General features: G+C 62.0%; 17 protein-coding genes. 5 read left to right on the top strand and 12 right to left on the bottom strand.

The genetic code is table 11. The features are described 5' to 3' along the window. Positions 1 to 237 precede the first annotated feature (237 nt). Positions 238 to 1443 carry an acyltransferase family protein gene (locus AC07NR_RS27095; RefSeq protein WP_495079857.1) on the top strand — a complete coding sequence of 402 codons (1206 nt, stop codon included), beginning with the start codon at positions 238 to 240 and terminating at the stop codon, positions 1441 to 1443. Between the two features lie 65 nt (positions 1444 to 1508). Here AC07NR_RS27095 and AC07NR_RS27090 read toward each other — a convergent pair whose 3' ends face one another. From AC07NR_RS27090 to AC07NR_RS27060, 7 genes are all read right to left on the bottom strand, one after another. Then, the gene (locus AC07NR_RS27090) at positions 1509 to 2666 is read right to left on the bottom strand and encodes a glutathionylspermidine synthase family protein (protein ID WP_495079856.1); all 1158 of its coding nucleotides are present in this window, start codon (positions 2664 to 2666) and stop codon (positions 1509 to 1511) included. Then, complete coding sequence (locus AC07NR_RS27085) at positions 2666 to 3352, bottom strand: DUF1190 domain-containing protein (protein ID WP_248740553.1); 687 nt, start codon at positions 3350 to 3352, stop codon at positions 2666 to 2668. The genes AC07NR_RS27090 and AC07NR_RS27085 overlap by 1 nt, the downstream gene beginning before the upstream one ends. A 17-nt stretch (positions 3353 to 3369) precedes the next feature. Next, positions 3370 to 3795: a DUF350 domain-containing protein gene (locus AC07NR_RS27080; protein WP_085712345.1), complete on the bottom strand. Its 426-nt coding sequence runs from the start codon at positions 3793 to 3795 to the stop codon at positions 3370 to 3372. Positions 3796 to 3808: 13 nt separating this feature from the next. Beyond that, positions 3809 to 4453, bottom strand: a complete 645-nt coding sequence (locus tag AC07NR_RS27075; protein WP_305835689.1) for a DUF2491 family protein — start codon at positions 4451 to 4453, stop codon at positions 3809 to 3811. Positions 4454 to 4577: 124 nt separating this feature from the next. Beyond that, positions 4578 to 5276 (bottom strand): PspA/IM30 family protein, encoded by a 699-nt coding sequence (locus AC07NR_RS27070; protein WP_305835688.1) that lies wholly within the window; start codon positions 5274 to 5276, stop codon positions 4578 to 4580. A gap of 17 nt (positions 5277 to 5293) precedes the next feature. Beyond that, positions 5294 to 5962, bottom strand: a complete 669-nt coding sequence (locus AC07NR_RS27065; protein WP_134828264.1) for a YjfI family protein — start codon at positions 5960 to 5962, stop codon at positions 5294 to 5296. A gap of 153 nt (positions 5963 to 6115) precedes the next feature. Beyond that, positions 6116 to 6670, bottom strand: coding sequence for a cysteine hydrolase family protein (locus tag AC07NR_RS27060; RefSeq protein ID WP_495079855.1), 555 nt, complete (start codon positions 6668 to 6670; stop codon positions 6116 to 6118). A gap of 101 nt (positions 6671 to 6771) precedes the next feature. Here AC07NR_RS27060 and AC07NR_RS27055 point away from each other — a divergent pair, with 101 nt between their 5' ends. From AC07NR_RS27055 to AC07NR_RS27045, 3 genes are all read left to right on the top strand, one after another. Beyond that, the gene (locus tag AC07NR_RS27055; protein WP_495079854.1) at positions 6772 to 7767 is read left to right on the top strand and encodes a GlxA family transcriptional regulator; all 996 of its coding nucleotides are present in this window, start codon (positions 6772 to 6774) and stop codon (positions 7765 to 7767) included. Between the two features lie 178 nt (positions 7768 to 7945). Continuing rightward, positions 7946 to 9055, top strand: a complete 1110-nt coding sequence (locus tag AC07NR_RS27050; protein WP_495079853.1) for a DUF3182 family protein — start codon at positions 7946 to 7948, stop codon at positions 9053 to 9055. Next, positions 9045 to 9803: an alpha/beta hydrolase family protein gene (locus AC07NR_RS27045; protein WP_007955615.1), complete on the top strand. Its 759-nt coding sequence runs from the start codon at positions 9045 to 9047 to the stop codon at positions 9801 to 9803. Before AC07NR_RS27050 ends, AC07NR_RS27045 begins: the two co-directional genes overlap by 11 nt. Here AC07NR_RS27045 and AC07NR_RS27040 read toward each other — a convergent pair whose 3' ends face one another. From AC07NR_RS27040 to AC07NR_RS27025, 4 genes are all read right to left on the bottom strand, one after another. Beyond that, positions 9804 to 10793, bottom strand: a complete 990-nt coding sequence (locus AC07NR_RS27040) for a lysylphosphatidylglycerol synthase domain-containing protein (RefSeq protein WP_248740548.1) — start codon at positions 10791 to 10793, stop codon at positions 9804 to 9806. After that, a complete protein-coding gene (gene clsB / locus AC07NR_RS27035; protein ID WP_495079852.1) occupies positions 10790 to 12076 on the bottom strand; it encodes a cardiolipin synthase ClsB in 1287 nt (428 codons plus the stop codon). Before clsB ends, AC07NR_RS27040 begins: the two co-directional genes overlap by 4 nt. Then, the gene (locus AC07NR_RS27030) at positions 12073 to 12870 is read right to left on the bottom strand and encodes an endonuclease/exonuclease/phosphatase family protein (protein ID WP_248740546.1); all 798 of its coding nucleotides are present in this window, start codon (positions 12868 to 12870) and stop codon (positions 12073 to 12075) included. The genes clsB and AC07NR_RS27030 overlap by 4 nt, the downstream gene beginning before the upstream one ends. Before the next feature lie 171 nt (positions 12871 to 13041). Then, positions 13042 to 14253, bottom strand: a complete 1212-nt coding sequence (locus AC07NR_RS27025; protein ID WP_495079851.1) for an MFS transporter — start codon at positions 14251 to 14253, stop codon at positions 13042 to 13044. Positions 14254 to 14442: 189 nt separating this feature from the next. Between AC07NR_RS27025 and AC07NR_RS27020 the strand changes: the two genes are divergently transcribed. Further along, positions 14443 to 16545: a mechanosensitive ion channel family protein gene (locus tag AC07NR_RS27020; protein ID WP_495079850.1), complete on the top strand. Its 2103-nt coding sequence runs from the start codon at positions 14443 to 14445 to the stop codon at positions 16543 to 16545. Here AC07NR_RS27020 and AC07NR_RS27015 read toward each other — a convergent pair. Next, positions 16539 to 20834 carry an Lhr family helicase gene (locus AC07NR_RS27015; RefSeq protein WP_495079849.1) on the bottom strand — a complete coding sequence of 1432 codons (4296 nt, stop codon included), beginning with the start codon at positions 20832 to 20834 and terminating at the stop codon, positions 16539 to 16541. The two genes, AC07NR_RS27020 and AC07NR_RS27015, sit on opposite strands and share 7 nt — an antisense overlap. Positions 20835 to 21003: the final 169 nt, after the last annotated feature.

Raw genomic sequence — 21003 nt, 5'->3', positions numbered from 1 at the left:
CGAAGCCCCCGCATTGCGGGGGCTTCGTCGTTTTGGCGGTTGCACTTGGCTTTTGGATGTTCGTGAACTGACTAAACAGTCCGGGCGTTCAGGGCGGTAAAGTTTCGCAAAGAGTCTTGAAGGCAGCGGCAAGCCGATCCATGATCGGTCCCGGCGCTTTCGAGCCCGTCCATTTTTTGCAAGAGCGGGCTCCCCGGCATCGGGCGTCAGTTCTCATCACAAGAACAAGAGAAACCGATGAGCAGTAGCAAGAACAAGGAAATCGAGTACCTGCGCGGTGTGGCCATCCTGATGACGGTGTTTGCCCACAGTACGTTGTTATTGCCATTTCATGGCGCGTTCATGGAAAAGCTGTTCAACGTGTATTCCCCCTGGTCCGGGGTGGATCTGTTCTTCTGTATTTCAGGTTTTGTCGTCAGCAAGGCCTACCTCGATTACTTCGATCAGAACCGCGAGCAGAATCGCTTCGGTCTCGCCGCAACGTCATTCTGGATTCGACGGGCTTACCGCCTGCTGCCCACTGCCTGGCTGTGGGTGTTGATACCGCTGGTGTTCTCGATCTTCTTCAACCAGTCCAATGCGTTCCAGTCGTGGTTCGACAATGTGCGCAGCTTCACCGCCGTCGCGACATTCACCGGTAACCTGGCGAACCAGTACGGGGTGATCCTGGGGCCAAACTCGGTTTACTGGAGTCTGGCGCTGGAGGAGCAGTTCTACTTCATCTTCCCGCTGTTCCTGCTGTTGATCACTTCGACACGGTGGCGGGTGATCGCCCTGATTACGTTGATCGCCGTGCAGTTTCCGCTGGATCGCAATGCGTTTGGTGCGGCGCCGGCGGGAATGCTGTTTTCGTTCCGTCTTGACGCCATGATGTGGGGCATCCTGCTCTGCCTGTTCACGCGCACCTCCTTGTACAAGGAAATCGAGCCCGTGGCGTTGGGTGGCAGCCTGATCAAGCGGCTGGGGATCACGCTGTTCCTGCTGTACATGATGGGCGCCATTGCCGGCCAGCTCATTGCAACACCGATCGCTGTCGGGTTGCTGGCGATCAATGCGCTGATCCTGGTCTGGCTCTCCAGTTACCAGAAGGGTTACATCTACTGTCCGGTCTTCCTGAGCGCTATCGGCCAGTGGCTGGGTTCGCGTTCCTACGCCCTGTACGTCGTGCACATGTTTGCCTACCACCTGAGCACCGAGATCTGGAGTCGTGTGGCCAGCGAGCGGGGCGTCGAGCTGGGCAGCGAGTTCACCGTCCAACTGTTGCTGACGTCGTTTGCGATCATGGTGATCTGCAGCGAGCTGAACTACCGGTTTGTCGAAACGCCGCTGCGTCGCCGTGGCGCGGAAATCTCTCGCCGCAGAATGGCCGGTCTCGCCACCGCCGAACCGGTCCGGGAAAAACCTTTGGTGGAAGCTCCGGCTCGTACGACCGAGCTGTCGTAACCGACGCCGGAAACGAAAAACCCGTAGCGCGCAAACGCTACGGGTTTTTTATTGCCGGCCTCGAATCAGTCAAGAATCAGGTGCGGTAAAAAACGGCTCGAGTCCTTGGTGATCAGGCTATTGTCTTCGCGCACGCCAATTCCTGCGGCCTGGTCGCCGATCACCCAGGACCCAATCAGCGTGTAGCTGTCATCGAACCTTGGCAGTGGCGCAAACTCCTGCAGGATGAAGGGCGCATCCGTGTAGGGGCCATCCTCTTTGACGATCAGACCGTCGGCAGTTTGCAGCTCGATGTTGGCACCTTCCCGGGAAAAGTACGGCTTGCGCACCCAGCCCCTGGGCACTGCGCTGGCCGGATCCGGATCGAGATGAGCGGCCAGCAGATTCGGATGGCCCTTGTGCAATTCCCATAGCAAGGGCAGGGCGCCTTTATTGGAGAGAATGGCCTTCCACGCCGGTTCGAAAAATTGCGTATCGCAATCGGCGATGGCTGCACCGAACGGCTCGTGGAAGATGAATTCCCAGGCGTGCAGCTTGAACAGGTGCGGAATCCAGCGATCCTCAAGGTCGACGAAACGTCCTTCAGTTGTCAGGCCGATGTCTTCGATATCGATGTGCCGCGATTCGATGCCGACCTTTTCCGCGATCAGTCGCAGGTAGTCCGTGGTGCCCTTGTCCTCGACCGAACCTTTCATCGAGGCAAAGTAAAACGGGCGCTTGAGTTTCAGCGCGGCAAAGGCTTCGTGCAGTCGGGTGTCGATGCTGTTGAACTGGTCGGCATGGCGCGGCAGCATCCCGCGCTCGATGCATTGCTCAAGCCAGCCCCACTGGAAGGCCGAGGCTTCGTACAGGCTGGTGGGCGTGTCGTAGTTGAGCTCCAGCAGTTTCGCCGGGCCGTTGCCGCTGTAGGAGAAGTCCATGCGTCCGTACAGATGCGGATGACCTTCCAGCCAGGACGTTCGGATCATGTCGTAGTACGACGCAGGGATGCTCAAGCGATCAAGCAGCTCCTCGCTGCGCACGACCCGGTCCACCAGATCCATGCACATCTCGTGCAGTTCGGTGGTCGGATCCTCGAGATCATTTTCGATCTGCGCGAGCGTGAACTGGTAGTACGCGCGTTCGTCCCAGTAGGGCTCGTCGTCGATGGTGTGGAACAGAAAACCGAGGCTTTCGGCCGTCTGTTTCCAGTCGTGGCGCTCGGCGCAATGGATCTTCTTCATCAGCTGCTCGAACTGCCCCAGCCGCCCCAACCGCTGCGTGCGCTGGACTGGCTGCCGAAACCGCCACGGGAAGTGGAAGACGCCACGTTGACCGATTTACTACGGGAGCTGGTGTAGTCCGAATTGCTGCGAGTGGTCGGAGCCGATTCGATCCGCCGGTTCAGCGTCGAAGTGTCATACGTCTGGCGCGTATCGCGATCGCGATACACCGTCCGCGAGTTGTTGCTCATGGCGTTACCGATCAGCCATCCGGTGAGCCAGCCGTTGCTCGATCCGCCACCGCTGGAGACGTGGGTCGTGTTCTGGGTGGTCTGCACGGGCTCGGCATTGCCTTCTGGCATCTGCGCATTGGCAATCGCATCAAGGTTCTGTGCCGGCTCGGTGTTTTGCGGCACCTTGAAACCACCGAGCTTCGGCACAAAGCGGCCGTCGGAGTTCTTCTGGCACCAGCCGGCGGCAAAGTCCGCGTCGCACTTGGTTTTGTCGTCATAAGCCGGGGCGATACGCCGGTGTTCGGCCAGGGCCGCGACGTAGGCATTCGAGCAGGCATCGGCAGCCACTTCGGCGTCGACGCACTGTTCCACGCTCTGGAAGGTGCGCTGTTGTTCCTGGGCGGCTGCTTCACCGGAAATCGCCAGGGCCACCGATGCGGCGAGGGACAGTTGAACGTACTTGCTTCGTTTCATCTCGGGCTTCCTGCCGATCAGTAGGACGGGGTCATGCACGCGGCGTTGAGCATGCCGACGCTGATCGCCACCGCTGCCACGTAGATGCCGGCGGCAACTTCACCGTTGGCGATGCGCTGGGACGTGCCTTTGAGCACCAGTCCGGTGGCCAGGAATGCCAGCAGTTGCACCGCAGCGGCGATCACGGCCCAGAGGACGAAATCGAGGACGTTGATCGAGTGGGCGATGATGTTGCTCGCCGGGATCGCGAAACCGATGATCGCGCCCGACAGGGCGATGGCAGCAGCGTTGTTACCGCCGCGAATCAGTTCGAATTCCTTGTGCGGCGTGATGCGGGTGTAGACGAACTGAAACAGCATGAACAGCAGCACGGCGCCGATCAGATAGGCGGCGAAACCGACCAGCGCGGCCTTGTTCAGGGAAACGGACAGCACTTCCAGCATGGGGAACTTCCTTTTAAATGGTGCTCAGATCGGTGGTGTACAGCGAGATGCCCAGCGATGTGCTCAGGCTGACAGTGCCTTCTTCGTCCTGTTCGACGGAGAACAGCAGCAGTTCGCGACGGTCGGTCAGGCCGGTTTCCCGGGCGTACAGCATCGAATGGTGTTCGATGGTGTAGGACTCGTCGGGATTGACCACTTGCTCGGTGAGCGGGACCAGTTCGGTCTGGCCGCGTTCGGTGCCCCATTCACGGGTGAAGGACACGCCGTCATGGGTGTAGGCCGGCAGGCCGATCAGGCTGTTCGGACCCGCCAGGCGCTGCAGCTCGGCGTCACTGTTGACCGTGACATAGTTGAGGTAATTGAACAGCGTCACCGATTCGATCTGATCGTCGCCGGTGACGTGGACCTGCAGCCAGAAATCTTCGTTGTCCAGGTAGTAGCGATACAGCTTGTTCGACTGGCCGAGGTCGATCCAGCCGGCGCTCCAGATGGCCTGGGCATCGGGGACCCGTACCGAGGTGCTGCCGTCGAGCAGCAGGCCGAGCGTCGAGTCGAACCGGATCGCCTTGCCCTGCGCCAGGCCCAACGGGCCGCTGGCCGCCTCGCGTGCAGGTGCAGGGGCCGAACCGGTGCCGAGCAAATTCTTTAACCATCCCATGGGTACATTCCTTGAAGCGGGTGGAGGTGTTCGTTGGCAAAACGCCGCTAGTGTACCGGCCTCGTGACAAACGAGCAGGCAAAAAAGAAGGGCACCCGGTGCCCTTCTTTTCTTCTGGCTGCCCTTACTGGGCCGACTTCTGCTTCAGGCGCTCGAGGATCGCGTTGGCGCTGCCCTCGTTCGGCGTGATGCCGGCGTCGCGCAGCTTGCGCTCCAGATCGTTGCCAGTTGTGGCATCGGCCAGTTCGTCCTGAGCGTTCAGCTCGGCGGCACGCTGCTTTTGCTTCTCTTGCAGACGGTTCAGGGTGCCGACAGCGGTTTCCAGCTTGCCGTTGGCGCCGCCGCTGGCGATTGATGCGCTGACCTGGGCTTTCTGCACGCTGTCACGGGCCTTGGCCATGTCCACTTGCTGACGCAGGCTTTTGATCCGCGCTTCGGCCTTGTTGATGTCCTTGCGCATGTTGTCGGCGTAGGTGCCGAACTCGTCGCTCTGGGCCTTTTCGGTGGTCAGGTCATTGGTCAGGGTCGAAATCGCTTCGGCCACTTCCATTGCCAGATCTTCACGGCCGGCGTTCAAAGCGGAGACTGCCTTGGCTTCCAGGTCCTTGATCTTGGCGTCGTACTCGCTCACGCGGTCGGCGGACAGTTTGTGCTTGGCCATGATGGTGACCAGTTCGCGACGGGCGTTGGACAGGGCGCTGTCGGCGTCACGGATTTCCTGGTCGAGGATGCGCAGGGCCTGTTGGTCGACGATCGCTTCGCCGACTTCATTCGCGCCGCCGCGCAGAGCGGTGAACAACTTGCTCCAGATGGACTGAGTCATTGGATTTTCCCTGTTGATTACTTGAAGAAGTGTTCGAAGGCTTCGCTGGCGCGCTGCACGTTGTCGACCAGGGTTTTCACCTCGGTGACCACGTTGGTCAGGCTCGAATCCGCACTCAGCGCACCGAACATGTTGTAGACGGTCTGGCCGTTGGGCATGGTTTCGATGCCGATCGACGATAGCGGGAACATTTCCCGGCTGCGCAGTACCGCGTCGTTGAAGGTGCGCACGTCGGTAATGGAATCGATGTCCACCAGCACGGTATCGACGATGATCTGCTGACCCGCGATGGCGATGTGAATCGGCAGGCCGCCGAATTCGTTCATTTCCAGCTTGAGGCTGGGTTCGGCGCTCTGGATCAGGGACAGCGTGATCTCGTGCGAAGCCACCTCGTCCAGTGCCTTGAAAGCGTTGTAGAGGCTATCGATGTTCCAGTTGTTGCCTGCGCTCATGTAATTCTCCGACATGAAAGAGCCAGCCAGAATCGGTTGGCGTAGCTGTTGCTCCATTTGCTTGAGCAAGCTTCGGTTTTCGGGAAGCACCCAAGTTTCGTGTTTCACATAACCGGCGGCAGCCAGGCCCGCGCGCATCTGCTTCATATAGAAGCTCGACGGTTTTTTCGCGGACGTTGTCGAGCGCACTCCCTTCGGGCTCTCCGATTTTGTTGCAGGGGAGCTGCTTTTCATGGCGATGACTCCGTTATGAACATCTCACGCGTGAGCCACACTACAACCAATTCAAAGTGCCATCAATGGCTCACGCGTGAGATTTTTTCGGTGCACGAAAAAAGGCCCGCAACGGGGCGGGCCGGGTTTCATTCGGAGACTGGCGACAGGCGCTCAACGATTGTTCGAGAGAAACTCCTGCGCGGAAACCACGCTGGCGTAGGCAAACGCCAGCGAAGACATGAAAGCCGCATGCACCTGGGTCGCCGGCACGACCAAACCATTGAATTCCAGGTCACGGGTGGCGCAGGCATCGTGGATCACTGTGACGGTGTAGCCCAGGTCCGCCGCTGCCCGGACAACGCCGTCGATGCACATGTGGCTCATGCTGCCGACCACCACCAGTGCCTTGATGTCTTGTTCATCGAGGACCGATTGCAGCTCCGTTTCGCGGAACGCGTTGACGAAATGCTTGAGCACCACCGGTTCATCGGCGCGGTTGAGTACCTTGGGGTGCAGCTTTGCGCCCTCGGAGCCCGGGGTGAAAAACGGCGCATCCGCCGAGGTGAATTCGTGACGGATATGGATCACCGGATCACCCGCTTCACGGAACGCGGCGATCAGTCGGGCGGCGTTGTCGGCAGCGGCGTCGACGCCAGCCAGCGGCCACTTGCCTTGGGGGAAGTAGTCATTCTGGATATCGACTACGATGAGCGCTTGCCTGGCCATGGGTGTTTCCTCGAAGTGTTTGTTGGGAGTGGAATCAGTATCGGCGCCCGCTACGTCTTCGAGGATTGGCCGCACCGACAATAGACAGGGGAAAACTGACAATGGGCGTTGAAAGGGCCGTTGCCGAGCTGGGCGTGCTGATTTATCCCGGCGCGCAACTGGCAGCGGTGCATGGCTTGACCGACCTGTTCGGCGTGGCCGACCGGATCGCCGTCGAGCATCAGGCCGCGCAATTGCCGCGACTGCGAGTGAGTCACTGGCAGGTCGAGAACGAGCAGGCACCCGTCAGGGTTTACGACAGTCATCCCGCTGAAGAAACGGGTTTGCTGGCGGTGCTGATCCCACCTTCGATCGCCGGGTTCAGCGCAGAGCAGGCAACACCGGAATTGCTGCAATGGCTGCGCGACCAGCATGGCCGTGGCGCGACGCTGGGCGGCGTCTGCGTGGGCTCGTGGCTGCTGGCCGAAAGCGGCCTGCTCAACGGTCGCAGCGCCACCACCCACTGGACCTCGGCCAAGGCCTTTGCCGAGCGTTATCCGCAGATCAGGCTCAAGGCTGACACACCGATTGTCGACGACGGCGACCTGATCACTACGGCAGGGCTGATGGCCTGGTCGGAACTGGGACTGCGGCTGGTTGATCGTTTGTTGGGCCCAAGCATCGCCAGCGCCACCGCGCGGTTCCTGGTGATGGAACACAGTGACAGCGCCAGTGCCTGCGGCAGCAACTTCGCGCCGATCCTCGGCCATGGCGACGCGTCGATTCTCAAGGTCCAGCACTGGCTGCAAAGCACCGGCGCGACGGACGTTTCGCTGGCTTCGATGGCCGAGCGCTCGGGGCTGGAAGAGCGCACGTTCCTGCGTCGGTTCCGTGCCGCCACCGGCCTGAAACCCACCGAATACTGCCAGCACCTGCGGGTCGGCAAGGCCCGGGAAATGCTCGAGTTCAGCAACGGCACCATCGATCACATTGCGTGGACGGTGGGGTATCAGGATCCGGGAGCCTTTCGCGCCATCTTCAAGAAAATCACCGGGCTGGCGCCGAGTGACTACCGCAATCGGTTCGGCGTGACCCCGCCGACCTCGCTGGCGAGATAACACCGCGCGGTCGTGCAAAATGCCTCGGCCGTGGCGGCCATCGTGCAGATTGAAACGGGCGCAACGCCAGTACGAAAAGGCTAATCGACTGATCCGCAAAGGTTTTGGCGTTGCCGTCGTTTGGCCTGATCTCTGCACTCTTTGACCTACATTCACCGAGCCGCTGGAAGGGGGACGCATGACCCCGACACCTCGCAACAGAATAGTGGTCGCCCATTCCGTACGCCCCGACGCACCGCAACACGAAGTGCAGACCAACAAGGCACTGGCCCGCTGGCTGGCGCAGATTCTCGGGCTGAAGTTCGGCGGTAGCTACGACGCGCAAAAGCATCGCGGTCGCGACCTGTATCTGCTGCCGACCCAAACCATCGTCGGCGCCGCCAAGGCCCATGAGCTGGGCATCAAGGGCCCCGAGGATCTGTGGGGCGGTTTCGTCGAGCACGATTTCATCTGCACCAAAGCCATCAGCCATGGCTTGCGCAGCCATCAGGCCAAAGCACCGCAAGGCTGGTCGCCGCTGTTTTCCGAACGCACGCGCAATGTCGTGCTCGACGGGCTCAGCGTGTTTGATCTGAGAGATGCACGACCTGCCGCCGAACATCTGCTGTACAGCGGTCCGATCCGTCTCAAACCGATTCATGCGTGCGCCGGTCGCGGACAGGAAGTGATCAAGAGCCTTGATGCGTTCGACGAAATCCTTGCCCGGCCAGACGCTGCAAAATTGTTCAGCGAAGGCGTGGTGCTCGAACAGGACCTGAGCCATGTGATCACCCATAGCGTCGGCCAGTCGTTCATCGGTGACCGGGTGCTCAGTTACTGCGGTGATCAATACTTGACCGAGGATGCCCACGGCGAAGAGGTCTATGGTGGCTCGAATCTGCTGGTGGTGCAGGGCGGTTATGCAGACTTGCTGAAACTGAAACTGCCGGACGACGTGCGGCTCGCCATTGAACAGGCGCAGGTGTTCGACCGGGCGGCGGACGAAGCCTATCCACGGTTCTACGCCTCACGGCGCAACTATGACATCGCTCAAGGGCTGGACAGCAACGGCCAACGGCGTAGCGGCGTACTCGAACAATCCTGGCGCATGGGCGGCGCCAGCAGCGCGGAAGTGGCGGCGTTGCAGAGTTTCGTCAACGACCCGTCGATGCGCGCGATCCGCGTGTCGTCGGTGGAAACCTACATCGACCAGGCCCTGCCGGCGGATGCCATCGAGGTCTATCGCGGCCCGGCCGAGAACAGCGACTTTCTCCTCAAATACGTAACGGTCCAATCCTATGACGGCTAGAAGCGAAAGCATTCAGATCGACATTGATGACGAACAGATGAGCGGGACGTTCCTCAGTCCCAAATCGAAAGTCCCCGGCGTGTTGTTCGTGCACGGCTGGGGCGGCAGTCAGGAGCGGGACCTGGAACGGGCCAAAGGCATCGCCGGCCTGGGCTGCGTCTGTCTGACATTCGACCTGCGCGGGCACACCGGCGGCACGGGTATTCCGTTGAGCCGGGTGACCCGTGAAGACAACCTGCGCGACCTGCTCGCAGCCTACGACCGGCTGCTCGCCCACCCGGCGCTGGACACCTCGGCCATCGCGGTGGTCGGCACCAGCTACGGCGGTTATCTGGCTTCGATCCTCACCTCATTGCGCCCGGTGCGCTGGCTGGCGCTGCGGGTGCCGGCGCTGTATCGCGACGAACAATGGCACACGCCCAAGCGCGATCTGGACAAGGCCGACCTGCGCGATTATCGCGGCACCCTGGTGCGCGCCGACAGCAACCGGGCGCTGCATGCCTGCTCGCAATTCACCGGTGACGTGCTGCTGGTGCAATCGGAAACCGACGACTATGTGCCTCACGCGACGATCATGAGTTACCGCGCCGCGTGCCAACAGACTCACTCGCTGACCCATCGCATCATCGACGGTGCCGACCATGCTTTGAGCGATCCAACCTCGCAGCAGGCCTACACCTCGATTCTGGTCGACTGGATCACCGAGATGGTGGTGGGGGAACGCTTGAGCATCATTCAGTCGCGCTGATCAGGGCTTGGGTTTCTTCTCGATCCGGAGCGCCTTGGCCTTGGCTTCCACCACCAGGTACATCACCACGGTGATCAGCAGCGGCAGCAGGAAATAGATCGCCCGATAGGCCAGCAAACCTGCCACCAGACTGCCGCGCGATGCCTCGTGTTGCAGCAGGGCGACGAACACCGCTTCCAGCACGCCGAGCCCGGCGGGAATGTGAGTGATGACTCCGGCAATCGCGCTGATCAGCAGCACGCCGAGCACCAGCGGATAGTCGAGCTTGCTCGGCAGCAAGGTGAAAATCACCGCCGCCATCAATGACCAGTTGAGCGCACCGAGCAGCAGTTGCAGGACCGCCATGCGCAGCGACGGCAGGTTGATTTCCACCCCGCGAATCGACCACTCGCGCCGCCGGGAAAACCGGCAGGCGACCAGGTAACCGAGGCTGATCAACAGCAGCAACACGCCAATCCCCTGCAACGCATCGCTGCTGACTTTCCACCCCGGCGGCATGCGCACCAGCCCGCTGCTGAACACCGCGCCAGCGATAGTCATGTAGCCGAACCAGTTGGTCGCCAGGCTCAGCCCGAGAATCTTGGCGATGTTGCTTTTGCTCACGCCAAGCCTTGAATACAACCGATAACGCATGGCGATCCCGCCGACCCACGCGCTCAGGTTGAGGTTGAACGCGTAGCTGATGATGCCCACCGGCAGGATCTGTTTCCATGTCAGGTCCTGACGGATGTAAGTTCGGCCGATCAGGTCGAAACTGGCGTACACCAGAAAGCTCAACAGCGTCAGGCTGGAAGCGATGATCAGCGTGCGCACCTTGAAGTCGGCGAGGGTTTGCAGCACCTCGGCCCATTCGATGCGGCTGGCGAACATTGTCAGCAGGACGATCAGCGCGAGAAAAAACAGCAACGTCAGCGGGCGCTTCCGGCGGCTCCAGCGAGATGTGGCGGCGGGTGGCGAATGCGTCGCGGACGGAGCATCGGAACGACTCATGACGGATCGCTCCCGCGCTTGCCGATGAAGGGTTTCAAACGGGGTTTATGCGCGGGCAGCCAACCGGCCATCGCTGGAAAGTGGCGCAGGAAGTGAAACACCAGAAACCCCACGGTCATGTGCCAGAGGCGCCCGCGCGGCGACTTGCTGGCGTCCATCGCTTTGCAGTGGTTGTTGCTCAGATCTTCGAGTCGCTCAAACAGATGAGCATTGAAGGCCCGGTCGCGGATCAACACGTTGGCTTCCAGGTTCAGCGACAGGCTCAGCGGATCGAGATTGCTCGACCCGACGGTGCTCCATTCTTCATCCACCAACGCGACTTTGCCGTGCAGCGGCCGCTGGCAATATTCGTGAATCTGCACCCCGGCCTTGAGCAGGTAGTCGTAGGTCATGCGCGCCGCGAGCTTGGCCACCAGCATGTCCGGCTGGCCCTGCAGAATCAGCCGCACATCGACGCCGCGCCGGGCCGCGTTGCGCATCTCGCGCAGCAAGCGATAACCGGGAAAGAAATAGGCATTGGCGATCACCACCCGGCGTTTCGCACGACGCAGGACCTGCAAGTAAATGTCTTCGATATCGGTGTGATGCCGGTCGTTATCGCGAAAAACCAGGCGCACCTGACCGTCGTGCTCGGTGAACGCCATCTCCGCCCGACGCTGGCGCCGGCGCTGCCACCAGAAGCGCGCCCGTCCGGGGCGACCGCTTTGCAGCAGGGCGAAATGATGGATGTCGGCCACCGCCGGCCCCTGAACTTCCACGGCGTAATCCTGCTTCGCCTCGGGGCCGAAATCAGCGAGATGGTCGCCGGAGAAATTGATCCCGCCGATAAACGCAATCAGCCCGTCGACCACCACGATCTTGCGGTGCAGGCGGCGGAACCAGTTGGTGCGAAACCCCAGGCGTTTCGGTGCCGGGTCGAAAATCTGCAGGTGCACACCGGCCTCGCTCAGCGCGGTGAGATATCCGGTGCTCAGTTCACCGCAACCGAAGCCGTCGAGGCTGACGGTAGTGCGCACGCCACGTCGGGCGGCATCGATCAGAATCTGCTGCAGTTCGTTGCCGACCTTGTCTTCGAAAACAATGAAGGTCTCCAGCAGGATTTCACTCTTCGCCGCGCGCATGGCCTCGAAGACTCGCGGGAAATATTCCTCGCCGTTTTCCAGCAGTTCCACGCGGTTGTTGCCCTGCCAGCCATAGTCGACATCGACGTGGCCGGGTTCGCGAATCGGCGGGGTGATGGTGATCGGTTCCACGGCGGATTTTTCCAGCGGCGCGCTGCTCATAGTTCGATCTCCACGGACAACGGCACGTGATCGGAAAGGTGCGACCAGGGCCGGTTGGCGAGCACCCTCGGCTGGCTGGCCTTGAGGTTGCGCACGTAGATCCGGTCCAGCCGCAGCGCCGGCCAGCGCGCCGGAAAACTGCGCGCCGGTTTGCCCTGATGTTCGGCAAACACTTCCCGCAGACCGCAGGGTTCAAGCAACGCATCGGCGCGCTGACGCCAGTCGTTGAAGTCGCCGGCGACGATGACCGGCACATCGTCCGGCAGGTTGGCGAGGCGTTTGCCCAGTAGCCTCAGCTGTGCGTTGCGATGACTTTCACGCAGGCCCAGATGGACGCAGATCGCGTGCAGTTCGCGATCGTCTCCCGGCAGGCGCAGGACGCAGTGCAAGAGGCCACGGTTTTCGTGGCCGCTGATGGAAACGTCAAGGTTGTCGTGGCGCACGATCTGAAATTTCGACAGCAGCGCGTTGCCGTGATCGCCCTCCGGGTACACCGCGTTGCGCCCATAGGCGAACTGCGGCCACAGGCTGTCGGCGAGGAATTCGTACTGCGGCATGGTCGGCCAGTTGTTGTAGCGCTTGGGATGGTGTTCGTGGGTGCCGTGGACTTCCTGCAGAAACACCACGTCGGCGGAGACGCTGCGGACCGCTTCGCGCAGTTCGGGGAGGATGAAGCGCCGGTTCAGCGCGGTGAACCCTTTGTGGGTGTTGACCGTCAGCACCGTGAAGCGGCGCACCGTCGTGATGACGGTGGCCTGTTCGTCGGTGACGCCGACCGGCTCCGGAATGCTCATGACGGCATGCCTGCCGAGGTGTGGCGCTTGCTGCGCCCAGGTGGGCCATCGATGTGAATCGCTGTCATGCCGTTCTCCCGTCGAAAGTCCTCGTACCGCCTCTGTCTGTTGGTGACTGCGGGCGGTTCGGGAAAGTTTCGACGGGACTACGGACGGTCGGTATTCGCCGGATCAGTGGCCGGCAACGACGCGGGTGGAGCCTTCAACAGGTTCGGCATACACCGGGCCCAGTCGGTCGAGGCGACCGCTCAACGCGGTCAGGGCCAATGCCACCAGTACCACCAGCCCGCCGATCCATGCGGTATGAATCAGGCCGATGTGCTCGACAATCAGCCCGCCACCCCAGGCGCCCCCGGCAATCCCCAGGTTGAACGCGGCAATATTCAGCCCCGACGCCACATCCACCGCTTGCGGCGTGTGATGTTCAGCCTGACGCACCACATACACCTGCAGGCCTGGCACGTTGCCGAAGGCGACGGCGCCCCAGACCAGCACGGTGGCCAGTGCCAGCCACGGGTTGCCGGCGGTGAAGGTGAGCACGAACAGCACGGCGGCGAGCAGGGCGAAGATGATTTTCAGGGCGCTGATCGGTCCGCGTTTGTCCGCCAGTTTGCCGCCCCAGATATTGCCGACGGCCACCGACACGCCGTACACCAGCAGCACCAGGCTGACCGTGCCGGCGCTGAAGCCCGAGATGTCCTGAAGAATCGGCGCCAGGTAAGTGAAGGCGATGAACGAGCCGCCGTAACCGATGGCAGTCATGGCGTAGACCAGCAGCAGGCGCGGTTGCTTGAGCACCTGCAACTGTTGCAGCAGCGAAGCCGGTTTGCTGTGGGCAATGTTTTTCGGCACGTAGAGCAAGCTGCCGATGAACGCGATGACGCCAAGCGCCGACACGGCGAGGAAGGTTTCGCGCCAGCCGAAATGCTGACCGATGAACGTGCCCAGCGGTACGCCAGTGACCAGTGCCACGGTCAGGCCGGTGAACATGATTGCAATCGCACTCGCTGCTTTTTCCTTGGGCACCAGGCTGGTGGCGATGGTCGAACCGATGGAGAAGAACACGCCGTGGGCCAGACCGGTGACGATCCGTGCCAGCACCAGCGATTCATAACTCGGCGCCAGCCAGGCCAGCAGGTTGCCGAGGGTGAACAGCACCATCAGCGACAGCAGCAACAGTTTGCGCGGGACTTTGCCGGTGAGGGCGGTCAGCACTGGCGCACCGATGGCCACGCCAAGGGCGTAGAGACTGACCAGCAGCCCGGCGGACGGCAGACTGACGCCGAGATCGGCGCCGATGGTGGGAAGCAGGCCAACGATGACGAACTCGGTCGTCCCGATGGCAAATGCGCTGAGAGTCAGCGCGAGCAAGGCAATGGGCATGACGGCACTCCGGTAGAGGATTGAATGGAGCGCAGTGTCGGGGTTTGGTGGGGAACGAAAAATACAGGGATGGGCATTTGATATTTGACCTGAGAGCAAAGATCAAAAGCCGCCTTTTAGGCGTTCTTGAACTTTGCCGAGCAAAAACCGATCAGTTCCTTACAGGTTCAACCAAGGGAGCTCTGCGTTTTGACCAGGTTCAGGATCGCAATTCTATTGGGGGCGCTGCTGTTTTCCGGCGGCCAAATGCTGCAGGCCGCCACATTGCCGGGCGTCCCGGCAGCCACCGCAAAAGCCGCCGAGCCCGAGCCATTGGTGCAGGGCGGACTGCTCGGCGCCATCAGTTCCAGCATCGACGACGTGCAGGACAAACTCGATCTCAACGAGCATCTGGTCGATGCCTGGCGTCTGCGTGCCGACCGCGCGGCGGATGAAGTCGACAGGCTGGTCAATCAGCCGTCAGATCGCTCGGGATGGAGTGTGGCCGGGGACTTCATGATGCTGTCCGGCGTGTGGCTCGGCACCTTCGCCGTGTTGACCGTACTTGGCAGCGTCTTGGCCAAGCGGATGCGCGAGGGCCGCTGGCTGCGCACCCGCCAGCGCAGCCAGGACCTGATCGGTTATTTGCTGCCCTACACATTGCCTGCTTTGATCTGCCTGCCGTTGACCCTGTACATCAGTCACTTCCTGCCGGCCTCGGTCGGTCGGGCACTGGCGCTGTGTTTTGCCTACGCCACCAGCAGCGGTATTTTTTCCACCTCGATGCTGTTGTGTGTGGTGGTGATGTTCAACACCGGCCACAAGCGACGCGCGGTGCAGATCATCCGCGACTACTGCCCGAAACCGCTATTTCTGATCGGCTTCCTCGCCGCGTTGAGTGATGCGCTGACCAGTCCGCAGATCGCCCGGCAATTGGGCGGCAATATCACCAGCAGCATCGCGGTGTTTACCGGTCTGCTGGCGTCGATCATCTTCGGCTTGCTGGTGATTCGCTTGCGCCGGCCGGTGGCGCATCTGATCCGCAATCGACCGCTGGCCCAGCGTCTGAAGCAACCGTCGCTGCAGGAATCGCTGCGGATCTTTTCCGGGCTTTGGTACTGGCCGATCGTGTTGATGGTGCTGGTCTCGGCAGTGAATCTGATCGGCATCGGCGAGGACAACCAGAAAGCCCTGCGCTGCGCGCTGTTCACCACGGTGCTGCTGATCGGCACGGTGTTTCTCAGCACGGTGCTGCAGCACCTGTTCAAATCACGCCGGGCCGAGGCGATCCAGCGCAGCAGCGCCTACAAGGAGCGTTTTCTCAGTCTGTTGCATGCGTTGCTGCGGATCGTCATCGCGATTGCGTTCATCGATATCCTCGGGCGGATCTGGGGCGTGTCGCTGATCGATTTTGCGCAAAGCAGCACGGTCGGCCGGGCGATCAGCAATGCCTTGAGCAGCATCGGCCTGATCTTCCTCGTGACGTGGTTGCTGTGGGTGGTGCTCGATACGGCGATTCAGGAAGCGCTGAAACCGCCGGTCAGCAAACGCTCGGCGCGCCAGCCGAGCACCCGGGTGAAAACCATCCTGCCGCTGCTGCGCAATGCGATCAAAATCATCCTGGTGGTGATTTGCGCAATCACCACCATGGCCAATCTCGGGATCAACGTCGCGCCGCTGCTGGCCGGTGCCGGGGTGGTCGGCCTGGCCATCGGTTTCGGTTCGCAGCAACTGGTGCAGGACGTGATCACCGGGCTGTTCATCATCATCGAAGACACGCTATCGATCGGTGACTGGGTGGTGCTCGATTCCGGGCATGCCGGCACGGTCGAAGGCCTGACCATTCGCACCCTGCGTCTGCGCGACGGCAAGGGCTTCGTGCACTCGGTGCCGTTCGGTCAGATCAAGGCCGTGACCAACCAATCGCGGCAGTTTGCGTTCGCGTTCTTCTCGGTGCAGTTCACCTACGACACCGATGTCGAAAAAGCCATCGAACTGATTCGTGAGACTGGGGACTCGATCCGCGAAGACCCGTTCCTCAAGTACAACCTGCAAGGGCCGCTGGACGTGTTCGGTGTGGACAAAATGGACCTGAACGGCGTGGTGCTGACGGCGCAATTCCGCACGGTGTCGGGCGGGCAATACGCGGTGAGCCGCGCGTTCAACCAGCGTTTGAAAAAACTTGTGGATAACAGCCCTTGGGTGCATTTCGCGCAGACTTATCCACAGCAGGTTTTGTTGCCGAAACGACAGGAAGATGAGGTGGCGGCGCATTCTTCGGTGGTGCTGCCGGAACAGGCGCGTACTCAGTGACGGGTCAGTTTGCTGCGGATTTCGCCCATGGCGGGTTGCTCCAGCTCCACCCAGAACTGTTGTTTGCCGGCAATCTCGGCCGCCACCGGCAATCCGTCGCGATACACCAGTCGATTGCTCGCCAGCGCCGGTACTTTCGCGCCGGGCAGCAAGGTGCCGGCGAGGTTCAGCGGATCGACCCCGCACACGGCGATCAGGCTGCCGTCATGAGGCCGGCGGCGCACTTCGCGCAGCAAGGGAATTGCCTCGGGCAGGGCGAATTGTTCACCGGCGAGGCCACTGACAAACCGCCCGCCACGAATCTCACCGCGGGCCTCCAGTCGATGGAAAGTGCGCAGCAATTCTCGCCAGCTCGGCAGCCAGTCGGCTTCGCGCTCCAGCAGACGCCAGAACACCACGCCGTAACGGCGCAACAAGGTCATGGCAATGTGTTCCAGGGTTTCGGGCGACGCTGTCTGACTGTTCTCCACAACTGGCCCACGACGCAGAAGCGCCCACCGCCCGGCATCGTCCATACCTCCGACAAACGCTCCGCGCCCGCGCCGACTGCTACGCTGCTGGCGCTTGCTCGCTGGGGTGATCAGCGCCCGCAACCCGGCAAAACTGTCGGCATTCACCAGCCCGGCGCCGACCAGTTCCTGCAAGGCGATTTCCAGTTCGGTGCGCAGCAGATGCGCTTCATGAATCAGCTCATCGAAGAACAGCGCGCCGTGTTGACTGAGGGCTTCGAAGACTTTCTGTGTTTTAGGCGACAGTTCGCTGACCGGCGTCTGTTCGGCCAGTGAACTCCACAACCCGACCTGATTGCGCGGCAACAACACGACCGGCGTGCTGCGCAGCGCCGTGCCGCTGGTTTTCTGCCGGGCGCTGAGGCGTGTCCACACCAGTTTTCCGCTGCGGCACAGATCATCCAGCCAGCTCGGTGAATAGTCCTTGAGCCGCGCCGGGAGGATGTCGCTGTCCCACGCCGATGCCGCTGCCGGATAACCTTCGAATTGGCCGACAATTTTAGGCAACACGGCACTGCCCTGACCCCGGGTGGACGGGGACAGATGCTGCCAGTCGAACAGAAAACGCATGAAATCCTGCAACGCCACCGGTTCGATTTCCCGGCGCAGACGCTTGACCGTGTAGCGATGAATACGCGCCAGCAGATGCCGTTCGCACCATTCTTCAATCGTCAGCCCCGGAGTGAACCGACCGCGCAGCACGTAGCCTTCACGCTCCAGTCGGGCGAGGGCTTGATGGACCTGTGCGGCTGGCAATGACAGCGGTCGGGCGATGGCCTCCAGCGGCAGCGGACCGAATGCACTCAGCCGTGCGCGGATGACTTCCACCAAGGCATCGTCGGCGGTCCAGACCTCATCGAAGCCGGGTAGCGCTGGCAGTGCCGAATGCGCCTGTGGATAAAGCGCTTGCAGGCAGGTCAGGCGTTCCCGTGCCAGCCAGAGCGAGTGCTCGGGATCGATCTGCAATCGGCAGGCTCGCCCTGTCTCGGCCAACGCATTCAGCCAATCGCGCCAATGCGCATTGGCCTCGACTTCGCGGTCGCTGATGCAGGCCAGACTCATCAGCGCTTCGTGCATTTCATCGGTGTTGTTCGGCGTTGGCCAGGCTTCTTCACGTACGGCGTTGATCGCGTCGGCGTCCAGCGCACCGAGGTCATCGGTGGATTGCGGATCGCTCCAGCGGCGATTCAGCACGGCCTGGGTGCGACGCTCCTCCAGCGGCGCGTCGTCGAGGAAGGTGTAAGGCCGGGCGCTGAGGATTTCCGCCGCGAGCGGCGAGGGCGCCGGAAGGTCACGGGCGATCAGCCGCACTTCGCCGCGCTCCATGCGCCGCAGCAGTTGCAGCCAGCCTTCGCTGTCCATCGCCTCGTGCAGGCAATCGTCGAGGGTCTGTTCCACCAGCGGATGCTCGGGAATTTCCCGTTCACCGGCAAGGTTTTCCAGGCAGGCAATTTGATCTGGAAACACGCTGGCGATCAAATCTTCGCTTTTCATCCGCTGCAATTGCGGCGCGACTTTGCGCCCGCCCGTGTAGCGCGGCAGGGCCAGCGCCACCCCGGCGTTCCAGCGCCAGCGCACACCGAACAAGGGCGCATCCAGCACGGCCTGAATCAGGATGTGCTCGGCGCTGTTGCTGTGCAGATAACGCCAGACCTCGTCGAGTTCGAAACTGTGGCTGGTGGACAGCGACAGCACGATGGCATCTTCGCTGGCGGCGGCCTGCAATTCGAAGTTGAAGGTGCGGCAGAAGCGCTTGCGCAGAGCCAGGCCCCAGGCGCGATTGATACGGCTGCCGAACGGCGAATGGATGATCAGTTGGGTGCCGCCGGACTCGTCGAAAAACCGCTCCATCAGCAGCGTGTCCTGGGACGGCAGGGCGCCGAGGGAGAGGCGGGCTCGGGCCAGATAATCCACAAGCTGTTCGGCGCTGGCCAGGTCCAGTCCCGGGGTTGCGGTCAGCCAGTCGAGGGCCGGTTGCAGGTTGCCGGGGCTGGCGCTCAGCAGTTGATCGAGCTGTGCCTGCAGGCGGGCCACGGCCATCGACAATTCGGTGCTGCGACCGGGCGCTTCGCCGAGCCAGAACGGAATGGTCGGCGGCTGACCCTGGGCATCCTCGACCCGCACCTTGCCGGTTTCCACCCGCAGGATTCGGTAAGAGGTGTTGCCGAGCTGGAACACATCGCCGGCAATGCTTTCCACGGCGAAGTCTTCGTTGACGCTGCCGATGTTCAGGCCCTGAGGTTCCAGCAGCACACTGTAATCGGCGTTGTCCGGGATCGTGCCGCCGCTTGTGACCGCCGTCAGCCGCGCACCGCGCCGCCCACGCAGGGTTCGGCTGACGGCGTCGCGATGGAGGTAGGCGCTGCGGATGCCCTGGCGACCGTTGTAGCCCTCGGCGAGCATCGTCAGTAGCGCCTGATAGTGTTTTTCGTCGAGGCGGGCATAGGGCTCGGCCCGGCGGAACAGCGCGAGCAAATCGTCTTCGGCCCATTCCTGACAACTGACCTCGGCGATGATCTGCTGAGCGAGCACGTCCAGCGGCGCTTCGGGGATGTGCAGGGTGTCGAGTTCGCCCCGGCGTACGCAGTCGAGCAGGGCGGCGCATTCGATCAGGTCGTCGCGGGTGTTGGCGAACAGTCGCCCTTTGGGCGTGCCGCCGACCTGGTGTCCGGAACGGCCGACTCGTTGCAGAAAACCGGCAATCGAACGCGGCGAGGCGATCTGACAGACGAGGTCGACCTCGCCGATGTCGATCCCCAGTTCCAGCGATGCGGTGGCGATCAGTACTTGCAACTCGCCGCGCTTGAGGCGCTGCTCGGCGTCGAGGCGAAACTCCTTGGCGAGGCTGCCATGGTGCGCGGCCACGGCGTGTTTGCCGAGGCGTTCGCTCAGGTGCCGGCTCAGGCGTTCGGCCAGGCGCCGGGTGTTGACGAAAATCAGCGTGGTGCGGTGTTCACGGGCCAGCGTGGCGAGACGGTCGTAAACCAGTTCCCAGACGTCATTGGCCATGACCGCCGACAACGGCATCGGCGGCACTTCGATGCCCAGATCCCGTGGGCGCGCATGGCCGATGTCGATGATTTCGCAGGGTCGCTCATGGCCGACCAGAAATCGCGCGACCGCATCGATCGGTTTTTGCGTGGCAGACAGACCGATGCGGGTCAGCGGTTCAGGACACAGCGCCTGCAAGCGTTCGAGGCTCAAGGCCAGGTGGCTGCCGCGTTTGCCGGCAGCGATGGCGTGGATTTCATCGACGATCACGGTGCGCGTGGTGCCGAGCATCTTGCGCCCGGACTCCGAACCGAGCAGTACGTAAAGCGATTCAGGGGTGGTCACCAGAATGTGCGGCGCGCTTTTGCGCATGGCGGCGCGGTCTTTTTGCGGGGTGTCACCGGTGCGCACGGCGGTGGTGATTTCCAGCGGCGGCAGATCCATCTGGCGCAACTGCTCGGTGATTCCCGCCAGCGGGTTCTGCAGGTTGATGCGGATGTCGTTGGACAGCGCCTTGAGCGGCGAGACATAGACCACCAGCGTCTCGTCCGGCAGGCCGTCCGGGGTTTCCAGGCCACGGTGGACCAGATCGTCGAGCACCGCGAGGAATGCGGTGAGGGTCTTGCCGGAGCCGGTGGGCGCGGCGATCAGCGTCGAGCGGCGCTGGCGGATCAGCGGCCATGCGCGGGCCTGGGCGGTGGTGACCGTCGCGAATGTGCGGCTGAACCAGGCGCTGACGGCGGGGTGAAAGCCTGCCAGGGCCGCGTCCTTGGGGATGGGCAGATTCATGTCTGCAGTTATGCGGGTGAGCGGGCGAAGTTGCAAGTACCGCCGGGGATCTACACTTTACGGGTGACGGTTGCGCACTAAACCCGCAAAATGCAACGATTCCGGCAATTATCGACGACGGTGCCATGAGCATCGTCGCTAAAGCCATCGTTCCAATCAGACTGGGCCT

Source organism: Pseudomonas sp. GW821-FHT09C09, from assembly GCF_059418105.1.
This window is presented reverse-complemented; position numbering and strand designations above follow the sequence as displayed.